Below are 24,297 nucleotides of genomic sequence, written 5' to 3'. Positions count from 1 at the left end.
GGTGGGGACCGGCAGCGGGGCCGGACGGTCTAACCCGCGGCGTCCGCGATGCCGGTGGCCTCCTTGGCCCCGGTGCGCCAGGCGGTCACCTCGTGGGCGAACCAGCGGGCGAGACCCTCGTGGGTGCCGCTCGCGAAGTCCTGCGCCGCCGCCGAGTACTCGCCCGACGCCCGCAGGTGGCCGACCTCCGGGATGACGAGCCCCTTGGGGTCGAGCCCCGTCGAGATGGCGGTGAGCCGCGCGGCGGCTCGCGCCACGACGCCGTTCGCGACGAGGAACGGTGCCAGCGCCAACAGCTCGCCGTGCACGACGCCGACGAGCACCGGGCCCGGCACGGAGGTGCCGCCGACGACGAGACCGGCGAGCGCGTCGAGCCGCGCCGAGACCCAGGCGCCGGGGCGGGGCCGCCCGAGGTCGGACTCCGAGACGCGATCCGTCGCGGCGAGGACGTGCAGCCTCGCGAGGGCCTGCAGCGGCGCCCGGCGCCACGTGGGTAGCAGCCCGCCGAGCGCCTCGGCGACGCGGAGCGCTCCGGCGAGGACCGGGTCGGTCACCGGGCCGTCGGTGGGCAGGTCGGCCGACCCGCCGTCCAGGGCCGCGGACGCCCGGGCGGCGCGGGTGCTCGCCTCGGCGGCGGTCGTCGGCCAGCCGCGGCGGTTGGTGCGGTGGGCGTGGACGGCCTCGACGTGCCGGCGGATCGACTCGGCGCCCTCGGCGACACCGGGCAGGTCGAGCAGCGGCGCGAGCGGGTCGGTGGTCGGGGCGGTCATGGGCTCCATCGTCCCAGGCAGGAGCGGATCGACGATGTGGCGTTCCTGCCACTGGATGACAGCAACGACGCTCCGCCGCCACGTGAGGGGGTTAACGCCTCGACACAGCGAGCACACTGGAGGCATGGACAGCACCGAGCTGCTGCCCGAGCGTGCCCTGACCTGGCGGTTCTCCCGGTCCTCGGGGCCCGGCGGGCAGGGCGTGAACACCACCGACTCGCGCGTGGAGCTCGTCGTCGACCTCACGGCGCTCCCGGACCCCGAGCGGCTCGTCGAGCGCCTGGGGCCCGTGCTGCACGTGACGGCGTCGGAGCACCGGTCGCAGCTGCGCAACCGCGAGGCCGCCCTGGCGCGGGCCGTGGAGCGGATCGAGCGCGCCCGGCAGCCCGACCCGCCGTCGCGCAAGGCCCGTCGTCCCAGTCGGGGCGCGAAGCTCCGTCGTCTGGAGGACAAGCGCCGGCGCAGCGACCGCAAGGCGTCGCGGCGCGCCCCGTCCGAGTAACCGACGTCAACTGCAGGACTGGACGCCGTGATGATCGGGAAGACACGGGCCGTGCTGTCGTGTCACCGGTCGCGTCCGTCGCGGTCGTGGCACGATGTGCCCCCGCTCGACCCGACCCGCCAGGAGGGCCTGTGACCTCGCCGTCGTCCCCCGGAGGCCCGCCCGTGGTGCCCTCCATCCCGCTCCACGCCGAACCGGCGCGCCAGAACGGCGACGCCTCCGTCGGCGCGCTGGTGAAGGAGGTGACCACGCACGTCTCCACGCTGGTGCGTGCGGAGGTCGAACTCGCCAAGCAGGAGATCACCGGTGAGGTGAAGAAGGGTGTGCTGGGCAGCGTCTTCTTCGTCGTCGCCGCGGTCGTCGCCCTGTTCAGCTTCTGGTTCTTCTTCTTCGCCGTCGCCGAGGCCTTCAACCTCATCTGGCCGTCCCAGCGCTGGGCTGGCTTCGCGGTCACCTTCGTGCTGATGCTGGTCATCGCCGGGATCGCCGGGTTCCTCGGCTACCTCAAGGTCCGCAAGATCAAGGCGCCGGAGCGCACGATCGAGACGGCCAAGGAGTCCGTCGAGGCGCTGCGCCGCGGCCGCTCCGACGCGTCCCCCTCGACGTCGGCCGTCGCCGAGCGACGCTGAGCCGGCCGCACCGACCCGAGGACCCGGCGGCGCTCGCCGGGCCGTGGCGGCACCGCGAGGTGTCCGCCAACGGGATCCGGCTGCACGTCGCCGAGTGCGGGCCCGCCTCCGGCGAGCCGGTCCTGCTGCTGCACGGGTTCCCGGAGTTCTGGTGGTCCTGGCGCCACCAGCTGACCGCGCTCGGCGCGGCCGGGCACCGTGCGGTGGCCGTCGACCTGCGGGGCTACTGCGGGTCGGACCGGCCACCGCGCGGCTACGACCTGTGGACCCTCGCCGGTGACGTCGCCGGGCTCGTCCCGGCCCTCGGCGCCCGCCGCGCGACCGTCGTCGGCGCGGGCTGGGGCGGCGCGGTCGCCTGGACCCTCGCCACGCTCCACCCACGCGTCGTCGCACGCCTCGCCGTCGTCGCGACCCCGCACCCGCTGGCGCTGCGCCGCGCCGTGCGCCGCCGGCCCTGGCGCTGGACCCGGGCCCTGCGCGACGTCGCCTTCTTCCAGCTCCCGCGCCTCCCCGAGCGGTCCCTGCGCCGCGACCACGGCGCGGCCGCCGGAGCCTTCCTGACGGCGGGTGCGGCTGCGGGCTGGTCCGCGAGCCCCGAGTTCGCCGGGGTCGTCGCCCGCCACGCCGAGGCCCTGCTGACGCCCCGCACCTCGCACTGCTCGCTGGAGTACTTCCGCTGGGCCGTGCGGTCCCAGGGCCGGCCGGACGGGTCCCGGTTCGCGGCGGCGCTGGACCGGCCCGTCGAGGTGCCGGTGCTGCACCTGCGCGGCGCGCTGGACCCGTGGGTGCCCGAGGACGTGGTGCGGGCCTCGGCGGGCTGGGCGCCGGAGCACGAGCTCGTCACCGTCCCCGGTGCCGGGCACTTCCCGCACCAGGAGGCCCCGCGCCACGTCGGCGAGGTGCTCCTCCGGCGCCTGTGAGTACTTCTCCGTGCTCTGACACGGAAGGGTGCTCACAGGCTAGCTAGCACATGAGCCCGTCGACACCCGCGCCGTCGAGCCCTGCGCGGCGTCGAGCGCGGCCCGCACCTGGTCGGACGTGAGCACGAAGCCCGTGTCGCCCTGGTCCACCGCCGCACCGAACACCACGCCGATCACCTGGCCCTGCGGGTTGATCAGCGGCCCGCCCGAGTTCCCGGACTTCACGGTGCCGCGGATCGTGTAGACGTCGCGGGTGACGGTCTGGGAGTCGTAGATGTCCGGGCCGCGGAGCTGGATGCGCTGGCGGATCTTCGCGGGGCTCGACGAGAACGGCCCGTCGAGCGGGTAGCCCAGCGCCACCGCGTTGTCGCCCGTGTCGGCGCCCGCGTACTGGATCGGCAGCGACCGCGCCTCGAGCCCCGGCACGGCGAGGACGGCGACGTCGACCTCCGGGTCGTAGTAGACGACCCGCGCGGTCTCGGTGTCCGCCCCGCCGCCCGACCGCGGCACCTCGACCGAGACCTCGTTGGTGCCGGCGACGACGTGTGCGTTCGTCATCACGCGCTCGTTGCCGATGACGAAGCCGGTGCCCTCCAGGGCCCGCGAGCACGACGGCGCCCGACCGCGGATCTTCAGCACGCTGGCCCGGGCGCGCTGGACCACCGGGTCGCGCACGAGGCCCTGGTCGGGGGGCGCCACCTCGGCGGTGCCCGGCGTCGGGGAGAACGGCGAGAGCACGTCGGGGAACCCGGACGCGTCGAACATCGCCCGCAGCTCGTTCGGCAGGGCGCGCAGCGGATCGGGCATCACCGAGTCGACCGTCGAGAGCACGGCGGAGTTCTTCAGGGCCGACGACAGTGCGACGTTCGACGAGGACGCCAGCGGCAGCGCGATGAGCCAGGCGACGACGAGCGCCGTGAGGGCCTGGAGCACGGCCCCGAAGCCCGAGTCCACGGTGCGCACGGCGCCCAGCCGCATCCGGTCCCGCACCGCGCGTCCGAGGTAGACCCCGAGCGTCTCGCCGAGGGCGACCAGCGCGATCACGATGAGCACGCTGACCACGACCCGGCTGGTGTCGCTCTCGAACAGCCCGACGATCAGGGGTGCCAGCTTGAGGCCGAGCAGCGCGCCGCCGATGACCCCCAGGAAGGACAGGGCGGCCACCGCGAGACCGTGCCGCCAGCCGGAGATGGCCGCGGCGACGGCGAGCAGCACGACGACGATGTCGACCCAGCTCATCGGATCGCTTCTCCCTCGTGCCGACGGGCCCACGCCTCGCCGAGATCCCGTACGTCGCCGTGCTCCCACGGGACGGTCCACCCCGCGAGGTCGAGCACCCAGGAGAGCACGCCGGCGGTGAACCCCCACACGAGCAGTCCCCGCACCGTGAAAGCAGGACCCTGGTAGCCGCCCGGCGAGGTCACGGTGAAGCGCCGGGCCGGGTCGGTCAGCTCCGCGAGCGGGACCCGGACGACGGCGGCGGTCTCGGCCGGGTCGACGACGCCGATCGGCACGGGCGCCGCCCAGTGCGCGAGCACCGGGGTCACCGCGAACCCCGACACCGGGATCGTCAGGGGCGGCAGCGTGGTCAGCGGGACGATCCCGGCGGGGTCGGCGCCGATCTCCTCCTCGGTCTCACGCAGGCCCGCCGTCACGAGCCCGTCGAGGCCGGTGCCGTCGGCCGGCTCGAGGCCGCCGCCGGGGAAGGCCGCCTGCCCGGCGTGCGAGCGCATGTCGGCCGCACGCTCGGTGAGCACGATGTCCGGGCCCGCGGCGTCGTCGTCGCCGAAGAGCAGCACGACGGCCGCCTCGCGCCCGTTCCCGCCCGGTCGGCGGCGGAAGGGCACGTCGTCCGGCGACACCCGGGCGCAGGCCGCGACGAGGCCGGCCAGCCAGTCGGGGGCCTCCGCGGGCCGCAGCAGCCCGCTCACGCGGCGGCCCCCGCCACCGCGGCCCGGACCTGCTCGGGCGTGCTGAAGACCTCCGGGGGCAGCGGCACGACGGTGCCGTCGGCCCGGACGACGAGGCTGGCGGGGAGCACCGGGGCCGCCCCGAGGCGCCGCGCGACGACCTGGTCGGGGTCGGACACCGAGGGGTAGCGCGCACCGAGGGCCGACATCAGCGCCAGCGCGTCGGTGGCGTCGTCGGCCACGTCCACGCCGAGCACCGCGGCCGCACCGGGCTGTGCGGCGTAGGCGGCGATCGCCGGGATCTCCTGGCGGCACGGCCCGCACCAGGACGCCCAGAGGTTCACCAGCGTCACCCGGCCCGGCAGCGCTGCGGCCAGGTCGACCGCCCCGGGCGCCCCGAGGCACTCCAGGGTCAGCCCGGCCAGCGGCGGCCCGGCCGACGGCCGACCGGCGGGAGCGGGGCACTCCGCGAGCCCGGCGCGGGTCCGCGCGTCGGCCAGCGCCTGCGGGTCGGCAGCGACCGCGCTGCTCGTCGGCACCGACCCGGCGTCGGGACCGGAGGCGGAGTCACGCGGCCAGAGGGCGATGACGCCCACGACGACGAGGATGAGGACGAGCAGGGTCGAGCCGACCTCGGTGCGCGTCACCGCTCGAGACCGACGAGGGCCAGGAGGTGGTCGGCCTCCGGCCCCTTGACGAGCTTGGCCGCCTTGACCGGGTCGTTCTCGCCGATCCCGGCCGACGGGCAGTCCTTCGCGATCGAGCACGCCCCGCAGGCGGGCTTCTTGGCGTGGCAGACGCGGCGGCCGTGGAAGATCACGCGGTGGGACAGCATCGTCCAGTCCTTGCGCTCGATGAGCTCGCCCACCTCCTTCTCCACCTGCACCGGATCCTCCGAGGCGGTCCAGGCCCACCGACGGGTGAGCCGGCCGAAGTGCGTGTCCACGGTGATCCCCGGGACGCCGAAGGCGTTGCCGAGCACGACGTTGGCCGTCTTGCGCCCGACGCCGGGCAGCGTCACCAGGTCGGCCAGGCGGCCCGGGACCTCGCCCCCGTACTTCTCGACCAGCGCCTGGCCCAGCGTGATGACGGAGTTCGTCTTGGCCCGGTAGAAGCCGGTGGGACGGAGGATCTCCTCCATCTCCGTGCGGTCGGCGCCCGCGTAGGCCGGCGCGTCGGGGTACCGGGCGAAGAGCGCGGGCGTGACCCGGTTGACCGTGACGTCGGTGGTCTGCGCCGAGAGGACGGTGGCGACCAGGAGCTCGAGCGGGGAGGTGAAGTCGAGCTCGCAGTGCGCGTCGACGTGGGCGGACGCGAGCGCGCGGTGCATGCGGCGCGCGCGGCGCACCAGCCCGAGGTGCGTCTCGCCCGGCTTCGTCGCAGCAGGGGTGGCACCCGAGGTCATTCGACCAGGGTAGAGAAGTCCCCCGACACCGTGGCGTCCCGGGAGCACCCCGCGACACGCCGGGCACCCCCGGTGCCCGCTCCCGGGCGCCGGTGCGGGACGATGCCTCTCACCATGACCGCCTGGATCGCGATCCTCATCCCCCTGCTCATCATGGTCTTCGCCCTGGGCATGGAGCGCCTGGAGACGAGACTGCGCTCGGGCACCGTCCGTGAGGACGAGGTCGAGGACTTCCTCGAGCGCGCCCGGCCGGACGAGGTGAAGGCCCTCTTCCGGCAGGGCATCGGCGGCGCGCTCACGCTGTTCCGCCTGCGCAACCTCGGGAAGCGCGGTGGACCCTCCCGCCGCGGCGGGCGGACGTCCGGCACGTCCGGCCGGAGCACCAGCGGCGTCTGACGCTCACCCAGCGGCGTCATGATCGGCGAGTAGGGTCGTCCATTCGGGGGGCATCGCTCGCGCACGACGACGGAACAAGGCTAGATCCGGGGATCGTCGGCCGTGTGCGGCGTGATCATGACGGTGCACGCGATTAGACTTGCGGCAGACGTGACTGGTGACACAGCGGAGTCCCGAGGTGCAGGATGCCCGGGCCCGTGGGGGTCTCAAGAGTCGGCGAGGAGCGGACGACGGTGGACGAGGTACTGGCGCGGGCAGGGATCTTCCAGGGAGTGGATCCGGCCGCCATCGAGGTGTTGACGGAGTCGCTCGATCGCGTCGAGTTCCCGCGGGGCACCGTCATCTTCAACGAGGGCGAGCCCGGGGACCGGCTGTTCATCGTGCAGAGCGGCAAGGTCAAGATCGGCCGCCGCTCGCCGGACGGCCGGGAGAACCTGCTGTCGATCTTCGGCCCGTCCGACATGTTCGGCGAGCTGTCCATCTTCGACCCGGGTCCGCGCACGTCGACCGCCACGTGCGTCACCGACGTCCGGGCCTACTCGATGGACCGCACCGCGCTGAAGGAGTGGATCGGGCAGCGGCCCGAGATCGCCGAGCAGCTGCTGCGGGTCGTCGCCCGTCGGCTGCGTCGCACGAACAACCTCCTCGCGGACCTCATCTTCACCGACGTCCCCGGCCGGGTCGCGAAGGCGCTGCTGCAGCTCGCGCAGCGCTTCGGGTCCCAGGAGGCCGGCCTGCTCCGCGTGACGCACGACCTCACGCAGGAGGAGATCGCCCAGCTCGTCGGTGCCTCGCGCGAGACGGTCAACAAGGCCCTCGCCGACTTCGCCGCCCGCGGGTGGCTGCGTCTGGAGGGCAAGAGCGTCCTCATCCTCGAGCCCGACCGCCTGGCCCGGCGCGCCCGCTAGGACGTCCCGACCCGGACGGCACCCCCGCGATGGCGGGGGTGCCGTTCGTGCGTTCCGGGGCTACTCCGACCGCAGGTACTCGAGCTGCGCGGCGACTGACATGTCGGCCGCCGGCCACAGCGACTCGTCGACGTCCGCGTAGACGATCTCGACGACCTGCCGCGGCTCCGGGTCGCCCGGCAGCTGCTCCAGGGCCGCCCGGACCTGGTTCAGGCGCTGCTCGCGGTGGGCGAGGTAGTCGCGGGCGGTCTGCGGGGCGTCCGGCAGGTCGGGCCCGTGGCCGGGCAGCAGCCTGGTGCCCGGGGGCAGCGCGGCGAGCCGGTCCAGGGAGCGCAGGTAGTCGCCGAGCGCCCCGTGGTGGTCGCCCAGCACCGTCGTCCCGCGGCCGAGCACCGTGTCGCCGGTCAGCACGGACCCGTCGCCGTCGACGACGAAGCACAGCGAGTCGGTGGTGTGTCCCGGCGTCGCCAGCACCCGGATGTCCAGGCCCGCCGCCCCGACGGCCTCCCCGGCGCCCAGCCCCTCGGCCCCGAGGCACAACGTCGGGTCGAGCGCGCGGACCGGCGCGCCCGTGAGGTCGGCGAACGTCCGGGCCGCCTCGGAGTGGTCGAGGTGGTGGTGGGTGAGCAGCACCAGTTCGACCGGCCCGTGCTCGCGGAGCCGCTCGAGGTGGCGCGGCTCGTCCGGCCCGGGGTCGACCACCACGCAGCCCCGGTTCCCGGGGGCGCGGAGCACCCAGCTGTTCGTGCCGTCCAACGTCATGCCGGACGGGTTGTCGGCGAGGACCACCCCCGCCGCCGTGGTGACGGGACGCAGGACCTCGTACGCCGGATGCGTGTCGGACACGTCGCGACCCTAGAGGCCGCGGCGCGGCGGGGCTCAGGACGCCGGGTCGGGTCCCCCGGGCAGTCCGTGACCGTTCGTGCGGCCGGGGGGCGGGCCCTGGCCGTTGCGCCGCTCCGGCGGCGGTCCGGTCGGGCGGGGCGGCTGCGGGCGGCCGGACGGGCCCGCGAACGGGTCCGCCCCCTCGGCCCGCTCCCGCTGCGCGAGCTCCTCGTGCAGCCGCGCCAGGAGCTCGCGCTCCCGGTCGGACAGCTGCGCGACGGAGTCGTCCGTGTCGGGCGACCAGCCACCGGTGGTCTCCGGCGGCGCGACCGGCTGCTCCTGCGGCGGCCGGTAGGCGGGCGGCACCGGCGCGGGGGCGGGCGGCCAGCCGGGCTGCTCCTGCGGCCACGCGGACCCGTCGGCTGCCGCCCACGGCGGGGCGACGTCGCCGACCGGGCGCGGACCGGACGCGTCGTCGACCGGGGCGCCCGGCCCGGGCCGGGGCGCCGAGGACCAGGACACGGGGCCGGTCGGCGGGTCCACGGGCTCGGCCGGGACCGCGGGCGCCGCGTCGTGACGGTGGCCGTTCGTCCCCAGCGTCACCGGCTCCTCGCCGATCTCGACCGGGGAGGTGAACAGCGTGTCGGGACCCGGCCGGTCGCCCGTGACGGGCGCCCCCGGCCAGGCCGGGCCCGGGCCGGCCCCGAAGCGGGCGTCGTGCCCGGAGCGCGCGGGCGTCTCGGGCTCCTCGCCCCGGCCCCGGCTGTGCCGGGCGCGCTGCACCTGGGCCGTGGCGTCCGCGGGATCGACGGCCGTGCCCTCGGGCGGCGTCGGCTCGCCGGGGTCGACCTCGTCGACGTCGTGCGGCGTGTCGGCCCCGCCGCTCGGCTGCTCGCCCAGGTGGTGACCGTTGACGTACGGGGTGGGACGCGGCGGACGGGCGGGGAAGGCGTCCGTGCCCGGGTCGACCGCCGGCCCTCGGCCGTGCCGGCCGATCGGACCGTCGACGATCGTGCCGGTCTCCTCGGGGAGGTCCTCGGGCTCGTCGACGTCCTCGAGATCCCCCAGCTCGTCCTCGTCGACGCGGTCGAGCGCCGCCGGGGGGCCGTCCGGCACCGACCCGACGTCGGGATCGCCCGGCGGCTCGAGCCGCGTCCGCTCGAGCGACTCCGGCGGCAGGGGCGCGGAGAAGTCCTCGGGGACCGGACGGGCCCACAGGGCCGCGATCCGCCGCGCGGTGAGGGACAGGTCGTCGTCGATGGAGGTGGGCGCCGCGGTGGCCTCGGGCCCGGTCGGCTCGACGACCTCGCGGTCGGTGTCCGCCACCGGCTCGACCTCCGGCTCCACGTCCGGCTCCACGTCCGGCTCCACCGCAGCGACGGGCTCGGGGGCCGGGCTCTCGACGGGAGCACGCCGGTCGGGAGCCTGCGGCGGCGCCATCCGGGCGGCGCCGGCGTCGGCGACCGTCCGCCAGGTCTCACCGTCCTCCCGGACGACCTCCTCCCGCGCGACGTCCTCCCGCGCGACGTCCTCCCGCGCGACCTCCTGGCGCAGGACGTCCTCCCGCGCGACCTCCTGGCCGCGCGTCGGCAGCGGGTCGGCGCTCAACGGGCGGGCCGCGGCCAGGGCGTCCCGGTGGTAGGCGGGCAGCGCGACCCCTGCGGCGAACACCTCGACCGAGGTCCCGCCCAGCCCGCGGGCGGCGTGCGCGAGGTGGTGCACGACGTGGTCGCAGTCGTCGGGGTCGGCGGTCTCCACGAGGACCACCCGGTGCGGGACCGGGCCGGGTGCGGCGCCGGCCGGGGTGACGCGCCAGCTCTCGCGCACCGAGAGCACCCCGGACAGCCGCCGGGCCGCCCGGGCGAGCGTGGCGGCGGGCGTCGCCCCGGTCGTCGTCGGGACGAAGCGGTGCCCCGAGCGCCGGAGGGCGTCGGGGTCGACGGGGAGGCCGCTCAGCAGGTCGGGGTCGACGCGCGCGGTGGCGAACCAGGGGGCGAGGACGCCGCGCTCGTCGGCGCTCAGCCCCACCTCGTCGGCGAGCAGGCAGCCACCGAGGAGCTCCGCGGCCTCCGCGTCGTCCTCGGCCGCGACCATCTCGCGCACGGCGGTCAGGGCGTCGTCGTCGATCCGACCGGCGAGCCCGAGGAGGACCTCGTGGAGGCGGCCCGGCGCGGGCGGACCGTCGTCGGGACGGACCCCGGGCGACGCGGCCACGTCGACGGGGCGGCCCGCGAGGGGCTCGCGGGGGGCGTCGCCCGCCGGGTCCCGGACGACGGGGACGCCGTCGGGCGGACCCGTCCGGGACGGCAGGGCGGGCTCCGGGACGTCGAGCCGGGCCGGCACCGCGGCCTCGACCACCGGCCCGGTCCCGACGACGGGCTCGACGGGCTCGGGCTCGACGTCGTCCGTCCCCGCCGACCGGCGCCGCTGCTCGGCGACCCGGCGCCACGCCGCGAGCGCCACCGGGTCACGGCCGCTGCGGGCCCGGGCGGCCCGGTCGGACCCGTCGGGCGTCCGCGGCTCCGGCCGCGGCCCGTCGGGATGCGGGACTCCGGCCTCAGCCATGGCGCACCAGCTCCGGGGGTGACGACGGGACGCCGCGACGCGGGTCCGGCAGTCGTGCGTGGTCGGGGGCGCCGGCCGTCGCGGGGGCACCGGCCCGCCAGAGGACGTCCGACGCGGCGAGCGCCGCACGGTGGTAGCCGGTGGTGAGCGTGCCCGCGCCGATGACCTCGACGCGGGGGGCGGCGTCGCCCTGCGCGCGCAGGGCCCGCTGGACGATGCCGGTCAGGGCGGCGAGGTCCCCGGCGGCGCTGACGAGCACCACGCGGGAGCCGCCCGCGCGCCACGCCCGGCGGACCTCTCCGACGTCGCCCGCGGCCGGGACCACCGCGCGCAGCACGAGATCGGCGGTGTCCCACGGCGCGGCGCCGGGCTCGGCGAAGGCCGTGCCGGCCTCCGGCGCGGTGTCGGCGTGCAGCACGGCGTCGACCAGGCGGGCCGATCCGCGCCAGGCCGTCACGGCCTCCCGGAGCAACTCGCGCTCGGTGTCGGTGACGCCGATGCGGTGGCGCAGGAGCGTGCGCGGGACGGCGGTGCGCAGGGCGGCGTCGGCCCCGGCGGCGAGCCAGTCCCGCAGGCGCCACAGCGCGCGGTCGGGCACGCGCCCGGCGAGGGCGACCAGCAGGTCGTGGCACGCGCGGGCCCCGGCCGGGCCACCGCCGGCCACGGCCGTGCCCGTCGCGTCCGCCGTGTCCGGGCCCGTGCTCGCCACGTCCGTCACCCCTGTCCGCCACGGTGGGTCCGCGGCACTCGTCCTACGCAGCTCACGCGAGGTCGACGACGACCTCAACCTCGACGGGGGCGTTCAGCGGCAGCGCCGCCACCCCGATCGCCGAGCGGGCGTGCTCGCCCGCCGGGCCGAACACCTGGCCCATCAGTTCCGACGCGCCGTTCACCACCTGGGGCTGGCCGCCGAACCCGGGCGCGGACGCCACGAAGCCCACGATCTTGGCCACCGAGGCGACCGCGTCGAGGCCGACGAGCGCGTCGATCGCCGCCAGCGCGTTGAGGGCGGCGATCCGCGCGTAGGCCGCCGCGTCGTCCACGGACACGTCCGCGCCGACGAGGCCGGTCGCCGGGAGCTCGCCGCCGACCAGCGGCAGCTGGCCGGAGGTCCACACCTGGGCCCCGACGCGCTTCGCGGGCACGTAGACGCCCTTCGGCGGAGCGACCGGCGGCAGCTCCACGCCGAGCTGGGCGAGCCGCGCCGTCGGGCTCGTCACGACAGCGGACGCTTGAGGTAGGCGACGTGCTGCTCGCCCGTCGGGCCCGGGAGCACGGTGACGAGCTCCCAGCCGTCGGACCCCCACTGGTCGAGGATCTGCTTCGTCGCGTGGGTCAGCAGGGGGACGGTGGCGTACTCCCACGTCTGGGCACTCATGGACGCCGAGGGTAGATGTCCACCCCGACACTCCCGGCCGCGCCCCGAATCGGCCCACGTGTCGTCACACCGGCGGGGACGACACGGGCACGCACCGTGATCATCGGTCGCAGGCGGTGTGACCGAGCCCCTCCGGCCGGGGCCCGCGTCCCGTGGGGCACGGTCCTACGCTGGTCGCCGTGAGCAACCAGCGGCAGTCCGGAGGGGTCGGCCTCTTCGACGAGGCCGGCGTCGAGCGATGGCCGGACGCCCTCGCCGGGGCGCGCCTGCACGTGGTGACCGGGAAGGGCGGCACGGGCAAGTCGACCCTCGCGGCCGCCCTCGCCCTCGCCCTCGCCGCCGGCGGTGGCCGGACGTTGCTCGTGGAGGTCGAGGGCCGGCAGGGGATCGCCCAGCTCTTCGACACCCCGCCCCTGCCCTACGCCGAGCAGCGGATCGCGGTGGCCCCGGACGGCGGCGAGGTCCGCGGGCTCGCGGTCGACGCCGAGGAGGCCCTGCTCGAGTACCTCGAGATGTTCTACAACCTCGGGCTCGCCGGCCGGACCCTGCGCCGCATGGGCGCGGTCGAGTTCGCGACGACGCTCGCGCCCGGTCTGCGCGACGTACTGCTCACCGGGAAGGTCAAGGAGTGCGTCGGGCGCACGGTCGGCGACGACCGGCGCTCCCGCGGGCCGCGCCGCCCGCTCTACGACGCCGTCATCCTCGACGCGCCGCCCACCGGCCGGGTGGTGAAGTTCCTCGACGTCACGAAGGCGATGGGGACGCTCGCCCGCACCGGGCCGATCCGCACCCAGAGCGAGGGCGTGGTCGAGCTCCTGCACTCCCCGCAGACCGTCGTGCACGTGGTCTCCCAGCTCGAGGACCTGCCGGTCCAGGAGACGCTGGACACCGTCGACGAGCTCGCCGAGGCCACTCTCCCCCCGGGCGCGATCATGGTGAACCGGGTGCGCCCGGCGCGGCTGCCGGTGTCCGGCCGGGTCGACGAGGGCGGGCTGCGGGCCGGCCTCGAGGCCGCGGGCCTGTTCCTCAAGGACGACGAGGTGGGCGGGCTGCTCACCGAGGTCGACGAGCACACCGAGCGGCTCGCCGTCGAGGCCGGGGTCCGGTCGCGGCTCGACGCCGCGGGCATGCCGCAGATCGAGCTCCCCGAGCTCGCCGACGGCGTCGACCTGGGCGGGCTCTACGAGCTCGCGGAACTGCTGCGTGAGCAGGGGGTGCGCCATGACCGCTGAGACCGTCCCGGACGCCGGCCGTGGTCGCCGACCGCAGCACCTCGACCTCGACGCGCTCGTCGACGACCGCGCGACCCGCGTGCTCGTCTGCTGCGGCTCGGGCGGCGTGGGCAAGACGACGACGGCCGCCGCCCTCGCCCTGCGCGCGGCCGGACGGGGCCGGCGCGTCGTGGTGCTCACCATCGACCCCGCGAAGCGGCTGGCCCAGTCGATGGGCCTCGAGGAGCTCGACAACGAGCCCCGCGTGGTGCCCGGTGCCGACCCCGCCGGGGGCGGCGAGCTGCAGGCGATGATGCTCGACATGCGCCGGACCTTCGACGAGATGGTCTCCGGGCACACCACGCCGGACCGCGCGCAGGCGATCTTCGACAACCCCTTCTACCAGACCATCTCCTCGTCGTTCTCCGGGACGCAGGAGTACATGGCGATGGAGAAGCTGGGGCAGCTCGCGGCGACCGGACGCTGGGATCTCATCATCGTCGACACCCCGCCGTCGCGGTCCGCGCTGGACTTCCTCGACGCTCCGCAGCGCCTGTCGTCGTTCCTCGACGGCCGGATGATCCGCCTGCTCTCGGCGCCCGCCCGGGCCGGCGGCAGCGCGCTGCGCAAGATCGTGGGCTCCACCTTCAACCTGTTCGCCAAGGCCGTCTCGACGATCCTCGGCGGGCAGATGCTCGCCGACGCCTCCGCCTTCGTGCAGGCCTTCGACACGCTCTTCGGCGGGTTCCAGGAGCGGGCCAACGCCACCTACCAGCTGCTGCGCGCCCCGGGGACCGCGTTCGTCGTGGTCGCGGCACCCGAGCCGGACGCGCTGCGCGAGGCCTCGTACTTCGTCGAGCGGCTCGGCACCGAGCGCATGCCGCTGGCCGGGATGGTGCTGAACCGGACCCACCCGGTGCGCGCCACGCTGTCCGGCGCGCTCGCCCGGGAGGGCGCCGAGGCCCTCGAGGCCGCCCGCGGCGACGCGACGACCGCCGCGGTGCTGCGCCTGCACGCCGACCGGGTGGAGACCGCGGAGCGCGAGCGCCGCGTGCTCGCCCGCTTCACCCGCGCGCACCCGACGGTGCCGATCGTGGACGTGCCCGCCATGGCGACCGACGTCCACGACCTCGACGGGCTGCGCGCCATCGGGGAGCTGCTCGGCTCCTGACGTCGGGTCCCGCGTCAGCCCACCCGGCGCGTGGGCCCCTCGGCCGGACGGGGCTCCGGCTCCGCCGGCCGCAGGGCCGCCCGGCGGGCGGCCTCGAGCAGCGCCGACCAGGAGACGACGTCGGGGCGGCGCTTGAGCAGCGCGCGGCGCTCCCGCTCGGTCATCCCGCCCCAGACCCCGAACTTGATCCGGTTGTCCAGGGCGTGCGCGAGGCACTCGGTGCGGACCGGGCAGGCCCGGCACACCTCCCGCACGTCGCGCTGCTGGGCGCCCTGCACGAACAGGGTGTCCGGGTCCTCGTGGCGGCAGCGTGCGTCGCGCCGCCAGTTCCTCGTGCCCGCCTCGTCGTCCACGTCATCCCGCCCTCGTACGGCCCACGGCTCCCGGCGGCCCCCGACCGCCGGTGCGCGCGGCCCCGCCGGCCGTGCGCCCGCCCCTTCATGGGCTCCGACGCACTCTAGGAGCGATCGGTTCCCCCGAGAAAGGCCGAATCCGGATCTCCGGTGTGAACACCGTCCCCGCGCCCATCGCACGCGGCGAGCGCGAACCACACCGGTCGGCCAGTAACCTGGACGACGATGACTGGGGGAACGGAAACCGACACGGGTGACGGCGAGCGGGGCGGCGGTCGTCGCGGGCTCGCGGCGCGCCCGGTCGCACGGCTGCTCGGACTGTGTCTCGTCGCGGGGCTGATCCTGGCCGGGGTCACGTTCCCGCTGGTGGGCGGCCTGGGGCTGATCTCGAACGACGCGAGCGACACCGTCAGCGCCACCTCGTCGGACCTCGCGGCGGGTCAGCTCCCGCTCGTCACCACGGTCACCGACCGGCAGGGCGCCCCGATCGCCTACCTGTACGACCAGAACCGGCAGAACACGCCGCTGGAGCAGATCTCCCCGACGATGCGGGCCGCGATCGTCGCGATCGAGGACCGCCGGTTCTACGAGCACGACGGCGTGGACTGGACCGGCACGCTGCGGGCCCTGGTGACCAACCAGTCCGCCGGCTCCACCCAGCAGGGCGCCTCGACGCTGACCCAGCAGTACATCAAGAACTACCAGCTCTACGTCACCGCGCGGAGCGCCTCGGAGCGGCTGAAGGCCACCGAGGCCACCTACGCCCGCAAGCTGCGCGAGGTCCGGGTCGCCCTGCAGCTCGAGCGCCAGCTCGCCGAGGGCACCTCGAAGCGCCAGGCCAAGGACGAGATCCTCCAGCGCTACCTCAACATCGTGTTCCTCGGGAACAACTCCTACGGCGTGGGCGCCGCGGCGCGCACCTACTTCAACACCACGCCGGACCGGCTGACGATCGCCCAGGCCGCGATGCTCGCCGGCATGGTGCAGTCGACCGCACAGTTCGACCCGGTCGCGCACCCGCAGGCCGCCACCGGCCGCCGCAACGAGGTCATCAACCAGATGCGGCTGCAGGGGATGATCACCCCGCAGCAGGCCCAGGAGGCCACGGCGAGCCCGCTCGGCGTCAGCAGCGCCGCCCCGCCCGCCAACGGCTGCATCGGCGCCGGCGACGCCGCGTTCTTCTGCAAGTACGTCGTGGACTACCTCGACCAGGCCGGCCTGTCCGCCGAGCAGCTCAACCGCGGCGGCTACACCATCCGCACCACCCTCGACCGGCCCGCGCTCACCGCCATGACCGCGGCGCTGCGCAACGAGGTGCCGGCGCAGCAGCGCAACGTCGCCGACGTCATGGCGTCCGTCGCCCCGGGGCAGGACCGCCACGAGGTCGTCGCGATGGGCTCGAACCGCGTGTTCGGCGTCGACGGCGCCGCGCTCGAGACGAGCTACGGGCTCCCCTGGGAACCGGTGAACCTCGGCGCCGGGTCGGTGTACAAGGTCTTCACCGCCGCCACCGCCCTCGACAAGGGTCTGGGCATCGACTACCAGATGCAGATCCCGCCGGACGGGTACGCGTCGCCGATCTACCGCGACGGCCAGGGCAACCCGTTCCCGGTGCGGAACGCGGGCAACTACGCCCCCGTGCTGTCGATGACCGACGCGCTCGCGCAGTCGCCGAACACCGGCTTCGTCAAGCTCATGGAGTACACCGGGGTGGCCCCGGTGGTGGACATGGCGGTCAAGCTCGGCATGCGCTCGCTCGCGGAGCCCCAGGGCAACGGCGGCAAGTCGATCGCCGAGATCGCCAAGGAGCAGAACCAGGGGTCCTTCACCCTCGGCGTCACGCCGACCAGCGTGCTGGAGCTCTCCAACGTCGGCGCCACCCTCGCCTCGCGCGGGAAGTGGTGCCCGCCGACCCCGATCGTCGGCATCACCGACCCCGCCGGTGCGCCCGTGCCGGTCTCCGAGCAGCCCTGCGAGCAGGTCGTGCCGCCGACGCTGGCCGACACCCTGATGACCGGGATGAGCAAGGACGACCAGCCCGGCGGCACCTCGGCCGCGGCCGCGGGGGAGAACGGCTGGACCCGGCCCATGTCCGGCAAGACCGGCACCACCCAGCAGAACAAGTCGGCCGCGTTCCTCGGGTTCACCCCCGGCATCGCCGGCGCGGTGATCACGTTCGACGACTCGTCGTCCCCGCGCCCGCTGTGCGACGGCGGCGGCGACTCCCCGCCCTACGCCTGCTCCGACGGCAACATCTTCGGCGGCAAGACGCCGGCCCGGACCTGGTACAAGGCGATGAACCCCGTCGTCGCGGCCACCCCGGTGCAGCCGCTGCCCGCCACCGACCCGCGGTACGTGCAGGGCGGCACCAACGAGCAGATCCCCGAGGTCACGGGCCAGCAGGTGGACGCGGCCGAGCAGACGCTGCGCGAGGCCGGGTTCACCGTCGTGCGCAGCACGGTCGGGAACCGGGCGCCCGCCGGTACCGTGGTCGGGCAGTCCCCGCGCGGGTCCGCGCTGCCCGACCAGGCCATCACGCTGCAGGTCGCCAGCGGCACCGTGTCCGCGCCGCCCCCGCCACCCGGTGCCGTGGCGGCCCCGGCGATCGGCCCGGCACCGGGCGGCTGACACGGAGGATCGGGTGGCGCAGCACGGCTTCCGGACGGCGGGTCGGGTCGCCCTGGGGGCCGTGGCCACCGGGGCGCTCGGGTTGGGCTGGGCCACGGTCGTCGAACGGCAGTGGTTCGCCCTGCGCCGGGTCACCCTGCCGGTGCTCGCGCGCGGGGCCCGGCCGATCCGGGTGCTGCACGTGTCCGACCTGCACCTGCGGCCCGGCCAGGACCGCGAGGAGCGCTTCGTGGCGGGGCTCGCCGACCTGGCGCCCGACCTCGTCGTGAACACCGGGGACAACCTGTCCCACCCGCGGGGCGTGCCGGTCGTGCTCCGGGCGCTCGGGGGCCTGCTCGACGTCCCGGGCGTCTTCGTGTTCGGCAGCAACGACCACCACGGGCCGCGACCCAAGAATCCCCTGGACTACCTGTTCCGCCCGGAGCACCGCGTCCTGGGCCCCGAGCTCCCCTGGCGCGACCTGCGGGCCGCGTTCGTCGAGCGGGGCTGGCAGGACGCCACCCACGCCCGGTTCGAGGTGACGGTGGGCGGACAGCGGATCGCCGTGGCCGGGGTGGACGACCCGCACGTGGGGCGCGACGACTACGACCGGATCGCGGGACCCGCCGACCCCGGCGCCGACGACGCCGACGGCACCGCCGACCCGCCGGTGCTGCGCCTCGGGCTGACCCACGCGCCCGAGCCGCGGGTGCTCGACGGGTTCGCCGCCGACGGCTACGACCTCGTGCTGGCCGGCCACACCCACGGCGGCCAGCTCTGCCTGCCGGGCTACGGCGCCCTGGTCACCAACTGCGGGATCGACCGGAGCCGGGTCACGGGACCGTCGCGCTGGGGGTCCCACACGCGGCTGCACGTCTCCGCGGGTCTCGGCACCTCCCCGTGGGCCCCCGCCCGGTTCTGGTGCCGACCGGAGGCCACCCTCCTCGACCTCGTGCCCGTCGGAGCGGACACCCGGCCCCTGTCCGACACCGCCGGACCCACCAGGTAGGCTCGTCCACAGAGCGACAAGCTCGGGGTGTGGCGCAGCTTGGTAGCGCGCCTCGTTCGGGACGAGGAGGTCGTGGGTTCGAATCCCGCCACCCCGACACACACGGTTCGGCCCCGGTTCTCCCAGGAGAGCCGGGGCCGTTCTCGTTCCCGGGCCCTATCGCCTCGGTCACAAGGTCGCGACCATCAATTGGTCACCGGCAGGTAACGGTGCCATGCTCCGTCCCGATACCTCGGACGGGTGATACCCGGAAGGGTGTCCGACACCGATCGGGGACGGCAGGGAACGAACCATGGCGAATCACCGCGCGACGGACGACACCGCACGCCGCTATACGGTGCTCGACTCCTCCGATCGGAGGCCGGTCGGCCCCCTCCCGTCACAGCGGGCGATCACCGCACGGACGGTCGCCGTGCCCGCTCCCCGCACGGTCGTGACGCCCCTGCAGGTCGCTCCCGCCCGGCGCAGCAGCCCCGAGGAGCTCCGGGCCGCGTCCGCCCGGCGCAGCTCCGCGGACGACATCGCCGCCCGGGCCACCACCACGCTGATCCCGAACTCGCCCGGCGACCGGGCGAAGTCCGGGCCGATCTTCGTGGACGGCAGCGGACGCCGTGCCCGGCGCTTCAAGGGCCTCGCGGCCGCCGCCGCCACGCTCGCCGCGGGGTACGTCGGCGTCGTCGTGACCGGGGCGCTCGCCGGCGCCACCGGCCCGGTCGGGGTCGGCCCCGCCCCCGTGGCGAGCGGCGCCTCCCTCGCGCCGGCTCCGGCCGTCCCCGCGCCCGTCGTCCCGAGCCCGATCGTGGCGACCCCGGCCGACGACGTCACCACCACCACGAAGAAGGCCCCGGCGACGAAGCGGAGCACCGCGAAGAAGGTCGCACCGCGCACCACCACGCCGCGGAAGGTCGTGCCGGCCCCGGTCGTCCCCGCGCCCGTGGCCCCCGCACCGGTCGCCCCGGAGCCGCAGGTGCAGACCCCGGCGGCGCCCGAGCAGCCGAAGGCCGACGAGAAGCCCGCCGTCGAGAACCCCACGACGCTGCGCGACGCGTGATCGTCGCCCTGCGCGCGGCCCTCGCGGGCGCGTTGCTGACGGTGCTGCTCGTCGTCCTCGCGGTGCTGCCCTCCCCGGTCCGCACCGCGCAGAGCGCGCCCGCCGCCGCGGGACCGACCACCACGGCTTCGACGCGCCCCGGACCGCGGGCCCCCGACGGACCGTTGCCGACGGTGCGGGTCGCGCCGTACGTGGACCTGACCACGCCGCCCCTGCCCGACCTCGGCGCGGTGGCGGCGGTCTCCGGGCAGCGCGACGTCGTGCTCGGCTTCGTGCTCGCCGGGTCGGGCTGCGACCCGACCTGGGGCGGCACGACCCCGCTGACCGATCCCGCGGTCCAGGGCTCGATCGCCGGGCTGAAGAGCCGCGGCGGGACGGTGACGGTGTCGTCGGGCGGCGCGATCGGGGACTACCTCGAGACCCGGTGCCCGGACGCGGCGTCGCTCGCGCGGGCCTACGGGCAGGCGCTCGACGTCGTCGGGACCGACCACCTCGACGTCGACATCGAGACCGACAAGGGCCGCGCGGTGTCGATGACGCGCGTGGCGGACGCGCTGAAGCTCCTGCAGGACGAGCGGGGGGCCCGGATCACGCTGACGGTCCAGGTCGAGAGTGCCGACGCCGGCATGACCGACGACGCCCGGGAACTCGTCGAGACCGTCTCGGGGCGCGGCGTCGCCGCCCGGGTCAACCTCATGGTCATGAACTTCGAGCAGCGGGGGACGTGGTCGGAGTCGATGCTCGACGCCGCCGACCTGTCGCTCGCCGCGCTGCAACGGCTGTGGCCGGGCAGCGACCCGGCCGACGTGGCCCGCCGGATCGGCGTGACGCTCATGATCGGGCGCAACGACACCGACGCGACGACCTCGCTCGCGGACGCGGGCGCCGTGGTCGACGGCGCCCGCGCCCGCGGGTACGGCTACGTCGGCGCCTGGTCACTGCTGCGGGACAACGGGGGTTGTCCCGGCACGGCGACCGAGGCCGACGACTGCAGCGGGATCGCCCAGGAGCCCTGGGCGTTCACCCGCACCCTGCGGGGCTTCGGCTAGTTGCCCGTCGTCAGGACCATCCGGAAGCGTGCGTCGTTCGCCATCATCTTCTCGTAGGCCTCGGCGGCCTGCTCCAACGGCATCGTCTCGATCATCGGGCGGACGCCGGTGATGCGGGAGAAGTTCAGGGTGTCCTCGGAGTCCTTCGAGGTGCCCGACGGGTGGCCGGCGACCTGGGTCGCGGGTCCGATCAGCGACATGGCCTCGATGGTCAGCGGGGTCTCGGCGGCGCCGACGACGATCAGCTGGCCGCGGGGCGCGAGGCCGGGCACGAGGCGGGAGACGGCGCCGCCGTCGGTGGCGGTCGCGACGATGACGGTCGCGCCGCCCATCGCGGCGAGGGCCTCGCCCGGGTCCCCCGCCTCGGAGTCGATGTGCTCGTGCGCCCCGAGCTGCTTCGCGAGGTCGGCCTTGGCGGTCCCCCGCGAGATCGCCACGACCTCGCAGCCCATGCGGGCGGCGAACTGGATCGCGAGGTGCCCGAGGCCGCCGATGCCCAGCACGGCGACGCGGTCGCCGGGACGGACGACGCTGGAGCGCAGCGCGTGGTAGGTCGTCACGCCCGCGCAGAGCAGCGGCGCGGCCTCCTCCGCCGAGAGCTCCTCGGGCACGCGTGCGAGCGCGTCGGCCGGCACGACGACGGCGTCGGCGTACCCGCCGTCGAAGGTCACGCCGGGGATGCGGCCGTTCGCGCAGGTGATGAAGTCCCCGCGACGGCAGGACTCGCAGTGGTAGCAGGCGCCGCCGAACCAGCCGACGCCCACGCGGTCGCCCGGCTTCCAGTCGCCGCGCACGTTCTCGCCGAGGGCGTCGACGAGGCCGACGATCTCGTGCCCGGGGACGATCGGGAACGGCGTCGCGTCCCCCATCACGCCCTCCTTGGCGAACATGTCCGAGTGGCAGACCCCGCAGGCCTGCACCGTCACCCGGACCTCGCCCTCCCCGGGCTGGGGCAGGTCGCGCTCCACCAGCTCGAACTCGCCGCCGGCCTGGGGCACCTGTACTGCGCGCACGTCACGTCTCCTCGCGATGGAACCTCGGTCGTGACATGCGTACCCCTGCATCGGAACCGCGACGCGTGACGATCACCGGTGCCGGTCGGCCGGGTAGGGTGGTTCCACCTGCGCCGGCCCCGTCCCGGCGGGCGCGGGCTTCGGCGCGGGAGGTGCACACCGTGGGAGCTGAGCCGGTCTCCGCCGCGTTTCCCCTTCCCGACGACAGGTCGGGTCCGCCGGGGAGCGTCGTGTCCCGGCCCGGGCCGGGCGGCCTGCCCGACTCCGGTGACCGTCACCTCGTCGTCCTCGTCGACGCGCCGAGCGTGCTCGAGCGTCGGCTGATCGACCGGTGGCTGACGGCGAACCGTCCCCTCAACGGCCGCACGGTGGAGACCGTGCCGGCCGAGGGCGGAGAGCTCGCGGCCCGCCTGACGCGGGGGGACAACCCGCTGCTCGTGCCGGTCCGCCTCGTGTGGGAGCCGAGCAGCGAGACCGAACCGACGAAGCCGCTGCTGCGCGTCCTCGACGCCGTCACGCGCCGCTCCTGGCTGCGCGACCGCGCCCGGGCCGCCCGCGCCCAGCAGGAGCGCACCGACCGGCAGCGCCACCGGGTGGTGGTCGGGCGTCCCGCGACCGTGCGGGAGCTGCTGGTGCGGCACCGTCGCGAGCGGATGTCCACCGAGACCGCCGACTTCGTCCGCTTCGTCACCCAGCAGGCCAACCTCGCGCTCGACCGCGCCGAGCGCAGCGTGCTCGGCAACCGCTCGAAGGTGCCCCGCGAGGTCGCCGACCAGATCGTCGGTGGCGCCGCCTTCGCCCGCGAGGTCCGCCGGCTGGCCCAGGAGACCGGCGAGCCCGAGGAGCAGGTCGCCGCGGAGGCGGAGAAGGCGCTCCAGGGCCTCGTCGCCGCGATGGACCCCACCGCGGTCGACATGTTCTCCGGCGTGCTGCGCCCGATGCACGAGCGGGCCTGGGAGGTCCACGCCGACACGAGCGGCCTCGAGCCGCTGCGCGCGCTGAACGCCGAGCACGCGCTGGTCTTCCTGCCCTCGCACCGCTCCTACACCGACCCGTTCGTCCTGGCCGAGGTGCTCCGCGCGAACGACTTCCCGCGCAACCACGTGCTCGGTGGCAACAACCTGCGGATCTGGGGCCTGGAGTCGCTGGCCCGGCGCAGCGGCATCATCTTCATCCGCCGCAGCTTCGGCAAGGACTCGGTCTACAAGGCGATGGTCCGCGAGTACTTCTCGTGGCTCGCGGCGAAGCGGTTCAACCTCGAGTGGTACATGGAGGGCGGCCGGACCCGCACGGGCAAGCTGCGCCCGCCGAAGTACGGCCTGCTCTCCGACGTGGCGCACGCCGTCGAGACCCGCCGGACCTCCGACGTGTTCCTCGTCCCGGTCTCCATCACGCACGACCAGCTCCAGGAAGTGCACCAGATGGCCGCCGAGCAGATGGGCGGGGCGAAGACGCCGGAGGGGGTGCGCTGGCTGGCCGGCTACGCCCGCGCCCAGCGCCGCCGGGTCGGCTCGCTGCACGTGGCGTTCGGCGAGCCGCTCTCGCTGCGCCAGGCCCTCTCCGCCGCGGGCGACCCCGCGCTCGAGCGGCACCCCGACGAGCTCGACCCCGAGATCGGGGACTCCCCGGCGCGGCGCCTGGCCCTGCAGAAGACCGCGTTCGAGGTCTTCGTGCGGATCAACCGGGTCACGCCGGTGACCCCGATCGCGATGGCCGCCCTGGCGCTGCTCGGTGTCCGCGACCGGGCCCTGACCCTGTCCCAGGTCCGCCGCGTGGTGGAGCCGGTGCTCGACTACGTCGAGGCCCGCAAGCTGCCGCACACCGGGATCGGGTCGCTGCGCACCAACGGCGGCGTCGCCGAGGCCCTGCTCGCGCTGCGCCAGGAGAAGGTGGTCACGGCCTACACCGAGGGCACCGAGCCGGTGTTCTCGATCGAGCCCGGCCACCACATCGTGGCCGCGTTCTACCGCAACTCCGCGATCCACCACTTCGTCAACCGCGCGATCGTCGAGCTCTCCGTGCTCGAGGTCGACGACGCGGACGACGGCCGCGAGGCGCTCGCCGCGGGGTTCACGCACGCGCTCGCCCTGCGCGACCTGCTGAAGTACGAGTTCTTCTTCCCCGACAAGGAGACCTTCCGCGCCGAGCTGGCCGACGAGCTGACGCTGATCGACCCGGACTGGACCGAGGTCGGGCGCCCCGTCGCCCGGACGAAGGAGGTCCTGCTCGCGAGCAAGTTCCTCTGCGCGCACCGGGTGCTGCGGTCCTTCGTCGACGCCCAGTGGCTCCTCGCCCAGCGCCTCGCGGCGTGGGACGTGGGCACCGCCGTCGTCGACGACGAGCTCTTCGACGACTGCCTCGCGGTCGGCCGCCAGCTGCTCCTGCAGGGCCGGCTGCACGGTCCGGAGGCGTTGTCCCGGGAGCTGTTCGCATCAGCGCTGCGCCTGGCGGGCAACAGGGGACTGGTGACCCTTCCCGACGACCCGACGCCCGAGGTCCTCACCGGCCTCGCGACCCGTCGTCAGGAGTTCGCCGACGAGATCCGCGCCGTGGTCGGCCGGGTCGTCCGCATCGACGAGACCGATGCCCGCAACCGACAGGAGAGCACCGGTGTCAGGCCCTAGC

General features: G+C 75.4%; 24 protein-coding genes and 1 tRNA gene. 13 read left to right on the top strand and 12 right to left on the bottom strand.

Annotated features, from left to right (window positions below; genetic code table 11):
- Window positions 1-29 precede the first annotated feature (29 nt).
- Window positions 30-770, bottom strand: a complete 741-nt coding sequence (locus tag BJ983_RS23925) for an oxidoreductase (protein ID WP_179796094.1) — start codon at window positions 768-770, stop codon at window positions 30-32.
- A 124-nt stretch (window positions 771-894) separates the two neighbouring features.
- Between BJ983_RS23925 and BJ983_RS23920 the strand changes: the two genes are divergently transcribed.
- The 3 genes from BJ983_RS23920 (at window position 895) to BJ983_RS23910 (ending at window position 2,821) form a co-directional block, all read left to right on the top strand.
- Window positions 895-1,272 (top strand): aminoacyl-tRNA hydrolase, encoded by a 378-nt coding sequence (locus tag BJ983_RS23920; RefSeq protein WP_179796093.1) that lies wholly within the window; start codon window positions 895-897, stop codon window positions 1,270-1,272.
- A gap of 164 nt (window positions 1,273-1,436) precedes the next feature.
- A complete protein-coding gene (locus BJ983_RS23915; protein ID WP_179796092.1) occupies window positions 1,437-1,901 on the top strand; it encodes a phage holin family protein in 465 nt (154 codons plus the stop codon).
- 59 nt (window positions 1,902-1,960) lie between these two features.
- A complete protein-coding gene (locus tag BJ983_RS23910; protein WP_179796091.1) occupies window positions 1,961-2,821 on the top strand; it encodes an alpha/beta fold hydrolase in 861 nt (286 codons plus the stop codon).
- A gap of 39 nt (window positions 2,822-2,860) precedes the next feature.
- Here the strand turns inward: BJ983_RS23910 and BJ983_RS23905 are convergent, their stop codons facing one another.
- The 4 genes from BJ983_RS23905 to nth are packed head-to-tail and all read right to left on the bottom strand — an operon-like array spanning window position 2,861 to window position 6,136.
- Window positions 2,861-4,060: a MarP family serine protease gene (locus BJ983_RS23905; RefSeq protein ID WP_179796090.1), complete on the bottom strand. Its 1,200-nt coding sequence runs from the start codon at window positions 4,058-4,060 to the stop codon at window positions 2,861-2,863.
- Window positions 4,057-4,752, bottom strand: coding sequence for an NUDIX domain-containing protein (locus BJ983_RS23900; protein ID WP_179796089.1), 696 nt, complete (start codon window positions 4,750-4,752; stop codon window positions 4,057-4,059). Before BJ983_RS23900 ends, BJ983_RS23905 begins: the two co-directional genes overlap by 4 nt.
- The gene (locus BJ983_RS32530; RefSeq protein WP_179796088.1) at window positions 4,749-5,378 is read right to left on the bottom strand and encodes a redoxin family protein; all 630 of its coding nucleotides are present in this window, start codon (window positions 5,376-5,378) and stop codon (window positions 4,749-4,751) included. Before BJ983_RS32530 ends, BJ983_RS23900 begins: the two co-directional genes overlap by 4 nt.
- Entirely contained in the window at window positions 5,375-6,136 is a 762-nt protein-coding gene (gene nth, locus BJ983_RS23890) for an endonuclease III (protein ID WP_179796087.1), read from the bottom strand. The genes BJ983_RS32530 and nth overlap by 4 nt, the downstream gene beginning before the upstream one ends.
- A gap of 114 nt (window positions 6,137-6,250) precedes the next feature.
- Here nth and BJ983_RS23885 point away from each other — a divergent pair, with 114 nt between their 5' ends.
- Both BJ983_RS23885 and BJ983_RS23880 read left to right on the top strand, forming a co-directional pair.
- Window positions 6,251-6,532, top strand: a complete 282-nt coding sequence (locus BJ983_RS23885) for a hypothetical protein (RefSeq protein WP_179796086.1) — start codon at window positions 6,251-6,253, stop codon at window positions 6,530-6,532.
- 233 nt (window positions 6,533-6,765) lie between these two features.
- On the top strand, window positions 6,766-7,440 hold the full coding sequence (locus tag BJ983_RS23880) for a cyclic nucleotide-binding domain-containing protein (RefSeq protein ID WP_179796085.1): 675 nt from the start codon (window positions 6,766-6,768) through the stop codon (window positions 7,438-7,440).
- A 60-nt stretch (window positions 7,441-7,500) separates the two neighbouring features.
- Here the strand turns inward: BJ983_RS23880 and BJ983_RS23875 are convergent, their stop codons facing one another.
- From BJ983_RS23875 to sp36, 5 genes are read right to left on the bottom strand one after another with little or no spacing between them, the layout of a single operon-like run.
- Window positions 7,501-8,286 (bottom strand): MBL fold metallo-hydrolase, encoded by a 786-nt coding sequence (locus BJ983_RS23875; RefSeq protein ID WP_179796084.1) that lies wholly within the window; start codon window positions 8,284-8,286, stop codon window positions 7,501-7,503.
- Between the two features lie 33 nt (window positions 8,287-8,319).
- A complete protein-coding gene (locus tag BJ983_RS23870; RefSeq protein WP_179796083.1) occupies window positions 8,320-10,830 on the bottom strand; it encodes a hypothetical protein in 2,511 nt (836 codons plus the stop codon).
- Entirely contained in the window at window positions 10,823-11,539 is a 717-nt protein-coding gene (locus BJ983_RS23865; RefSeq protein ID WP_179796082.1) for a hypothetical protein, read from the bottom strand. Before BJ983_RS23865 ends, BJ983_RS23870 begins: the two co-directional genes overlap by 8 nt.
- Before the next feature lie 52 nt (window positions 11,540-11,591).
- Window positions 11,592-12,050 (bottom strand): Atu1372/SO_1960 family protein, encoded by a 459-nt coding sequence (locus BJ983_RS23860; protein ID WP_179796081.1) that lies wholly within the window; start codon window positions 12,048-12,050, stop codon window positions 11,592-11,594.
- Window positions 12,047-12,208 carry a Sp36 family protein gene (gene sp36 / locus BJ983_RS23855; RefSeq protein WP_179796080.1) on the bottom strand — a complete coding sequence of 54 codons (162 nt, stop codon included), beginning with the start codon at window positions 12,206-12,208 and terminating at the stop codon, window positions 12,047-12,049. Before sp36 ends, BJ983_RS23860 begins: the two co-directional genes overlap by 4 nt.
- 179 nt (window positions 12,209-12,387) lie before the next feature.
- Here sp36 and bagA point away from each other — a divergent pair, with 179 nt between their 5' ends.
- A complete protein-coding gene (bagA, locus tag BJ983_RS23850) occupies window positions 12,388-13,440 on the top strand; it encodes an ATPase BagA (RefSeq protein WP_179796079.1) in 1,053 nt (350 codons plus the stop codon).
- On the top strand, window positions 13,430-14,590 hold the full coding sequence (gene bagB / locus BJ983_RS23845) for an ATPase BagB (RefSeq protein WP_179796078.1): 1,161 nt from the start codon (window positions 13,430-13,432) through the stop codon (window positions 14,588-14,590). Before bagA ends, bagB begins: the two co-directional genes overlap by 11 nt.
- A 14-nt stretch (window positions 14,591-14,604) precedes the next feature.
- On the opposite strand, the gene BJ983_RS23840 is transcribed toward bagB, so the two are convergent.
- Window positions 14,605-14,943 carry a WhiB family transcriptional regulator gene (locus BJ983_RS23840; RefSeq protein WP_179796077.1) on the bottom strand — a complete coding sequence of 113 codons (339 nt, stop codon included), beginning with the start codon at window positions 14,941-14,943 and terminating at the stop codon, window positions 14,605-14,607.
- A 225-nt stretch (window positions 14,944-15,168) separates the two neighbouring features.
- Between BJ983_RS23840 and BJ983_RS23835 the strand changes: the two genes are divergently transcribed.
- The 5 genes from BJ983_RS23835 (at window position 15,169) to BJ983_RS23815 (ending at window position 20,659) form a co-directional block, all read left to right on the top strand.
- Window positions 15,169-17,571 (top strand): penicillin-binding protein, encoded by a 2,403-nt coding sequence (locus BJ983_RS23835; protein ID WP_179796076.1) that lies wholly within the window; start codon window positions 15,169-15,171, stop codon window positions 17,569-17,571.
- A 13-nt stretch (window positions 17,572-17,584) separates the two neighbouring features.
- Window positions 17,585-18,559, top strand: a complete 975-nt coding sequence (locus BJ983_RS23830) for a metallophosphoesterase (protein ID WP_179796075.1) — start codon at window positions 17,585-17,587, stop codon at window positions 18,557-18,559.
- A 23-nt stretch (window positions 18,560-18,582) separates the two neighbouring features.
- Window positions 18,583-18,656, top strand: a tRNA-Pro gene (locus tag BJ983_RS23825).
- Window positions 18,657-18,971: 315 nt separating this feature from the next.
- Window positions 18,972-19,610, top strand: a complete 639-nt coding sequence (locus BJ983_RS23820; protein WP_179796074.1) for a hypothetical protein — start codon at window positions 18,972-18,974, stop codon at window positions 19,608-19,610.
- On the top strand, window positions 19,607-20,659 hold the full coding sequence (locus BJ983_RS23815) for a glycoside hydrolase family 18 protein (RefSeq protein ID WP_179796073.1): 1,053 nt from the start codon (window positions 19,607-19,609) through the stop codon (window positions 20,657-20,659). Before BJ983_RS23820 ends, BJ983_RS23815 begins: the two co-directional genes overlap by 4 nt.
- Here BJ983_RS23815 and BJ983_RS23810 read toward each other — a convergent pair.
- Entirely contained in the window at window positions 20,656-21,672 is a 1,017-nt protein-coding gene (locus BJ983_RS23810; RefSeq protein WP_343054329.1) for an alcohol dehydrogenase, read from the bottom strand. The genes BJ983_RS23815 and BJ983_RS23810 overlap by 4 nt on opposite strands.
- Before the next feature lie 161 nt (window positions 21,673-21,833).
- Between BJ983_RS23810 and BJ983_RS23805 the strand changes: the two genes are divergently transcribed.
- A complete protein-coding gene (locus tag BJ983_RS23805; protein ID WP_218890425.1) occupies window positions 21,834-24,296 on the top strand; it encodes a glycerol-3-phosphate 1-O-acyltransferase in 2,463 nt (820 codons plus the stop codon).
- Window position 24,297 lies beyond the last annotated feature (1 nt).

This window comes from Actinomycetospora corticicola (assembly GCF_013409505.1).
Classification (GTDB): Bacteria; Actinomycetota; Actinomycetes; order Mycobacteriales; family Pseudonocardiaceae; genus Actinomycetospora; species Actinomycetospora corticicola.
This window is presented reverse-complemented; position numbering and strand designations above follow the sequence as displayed.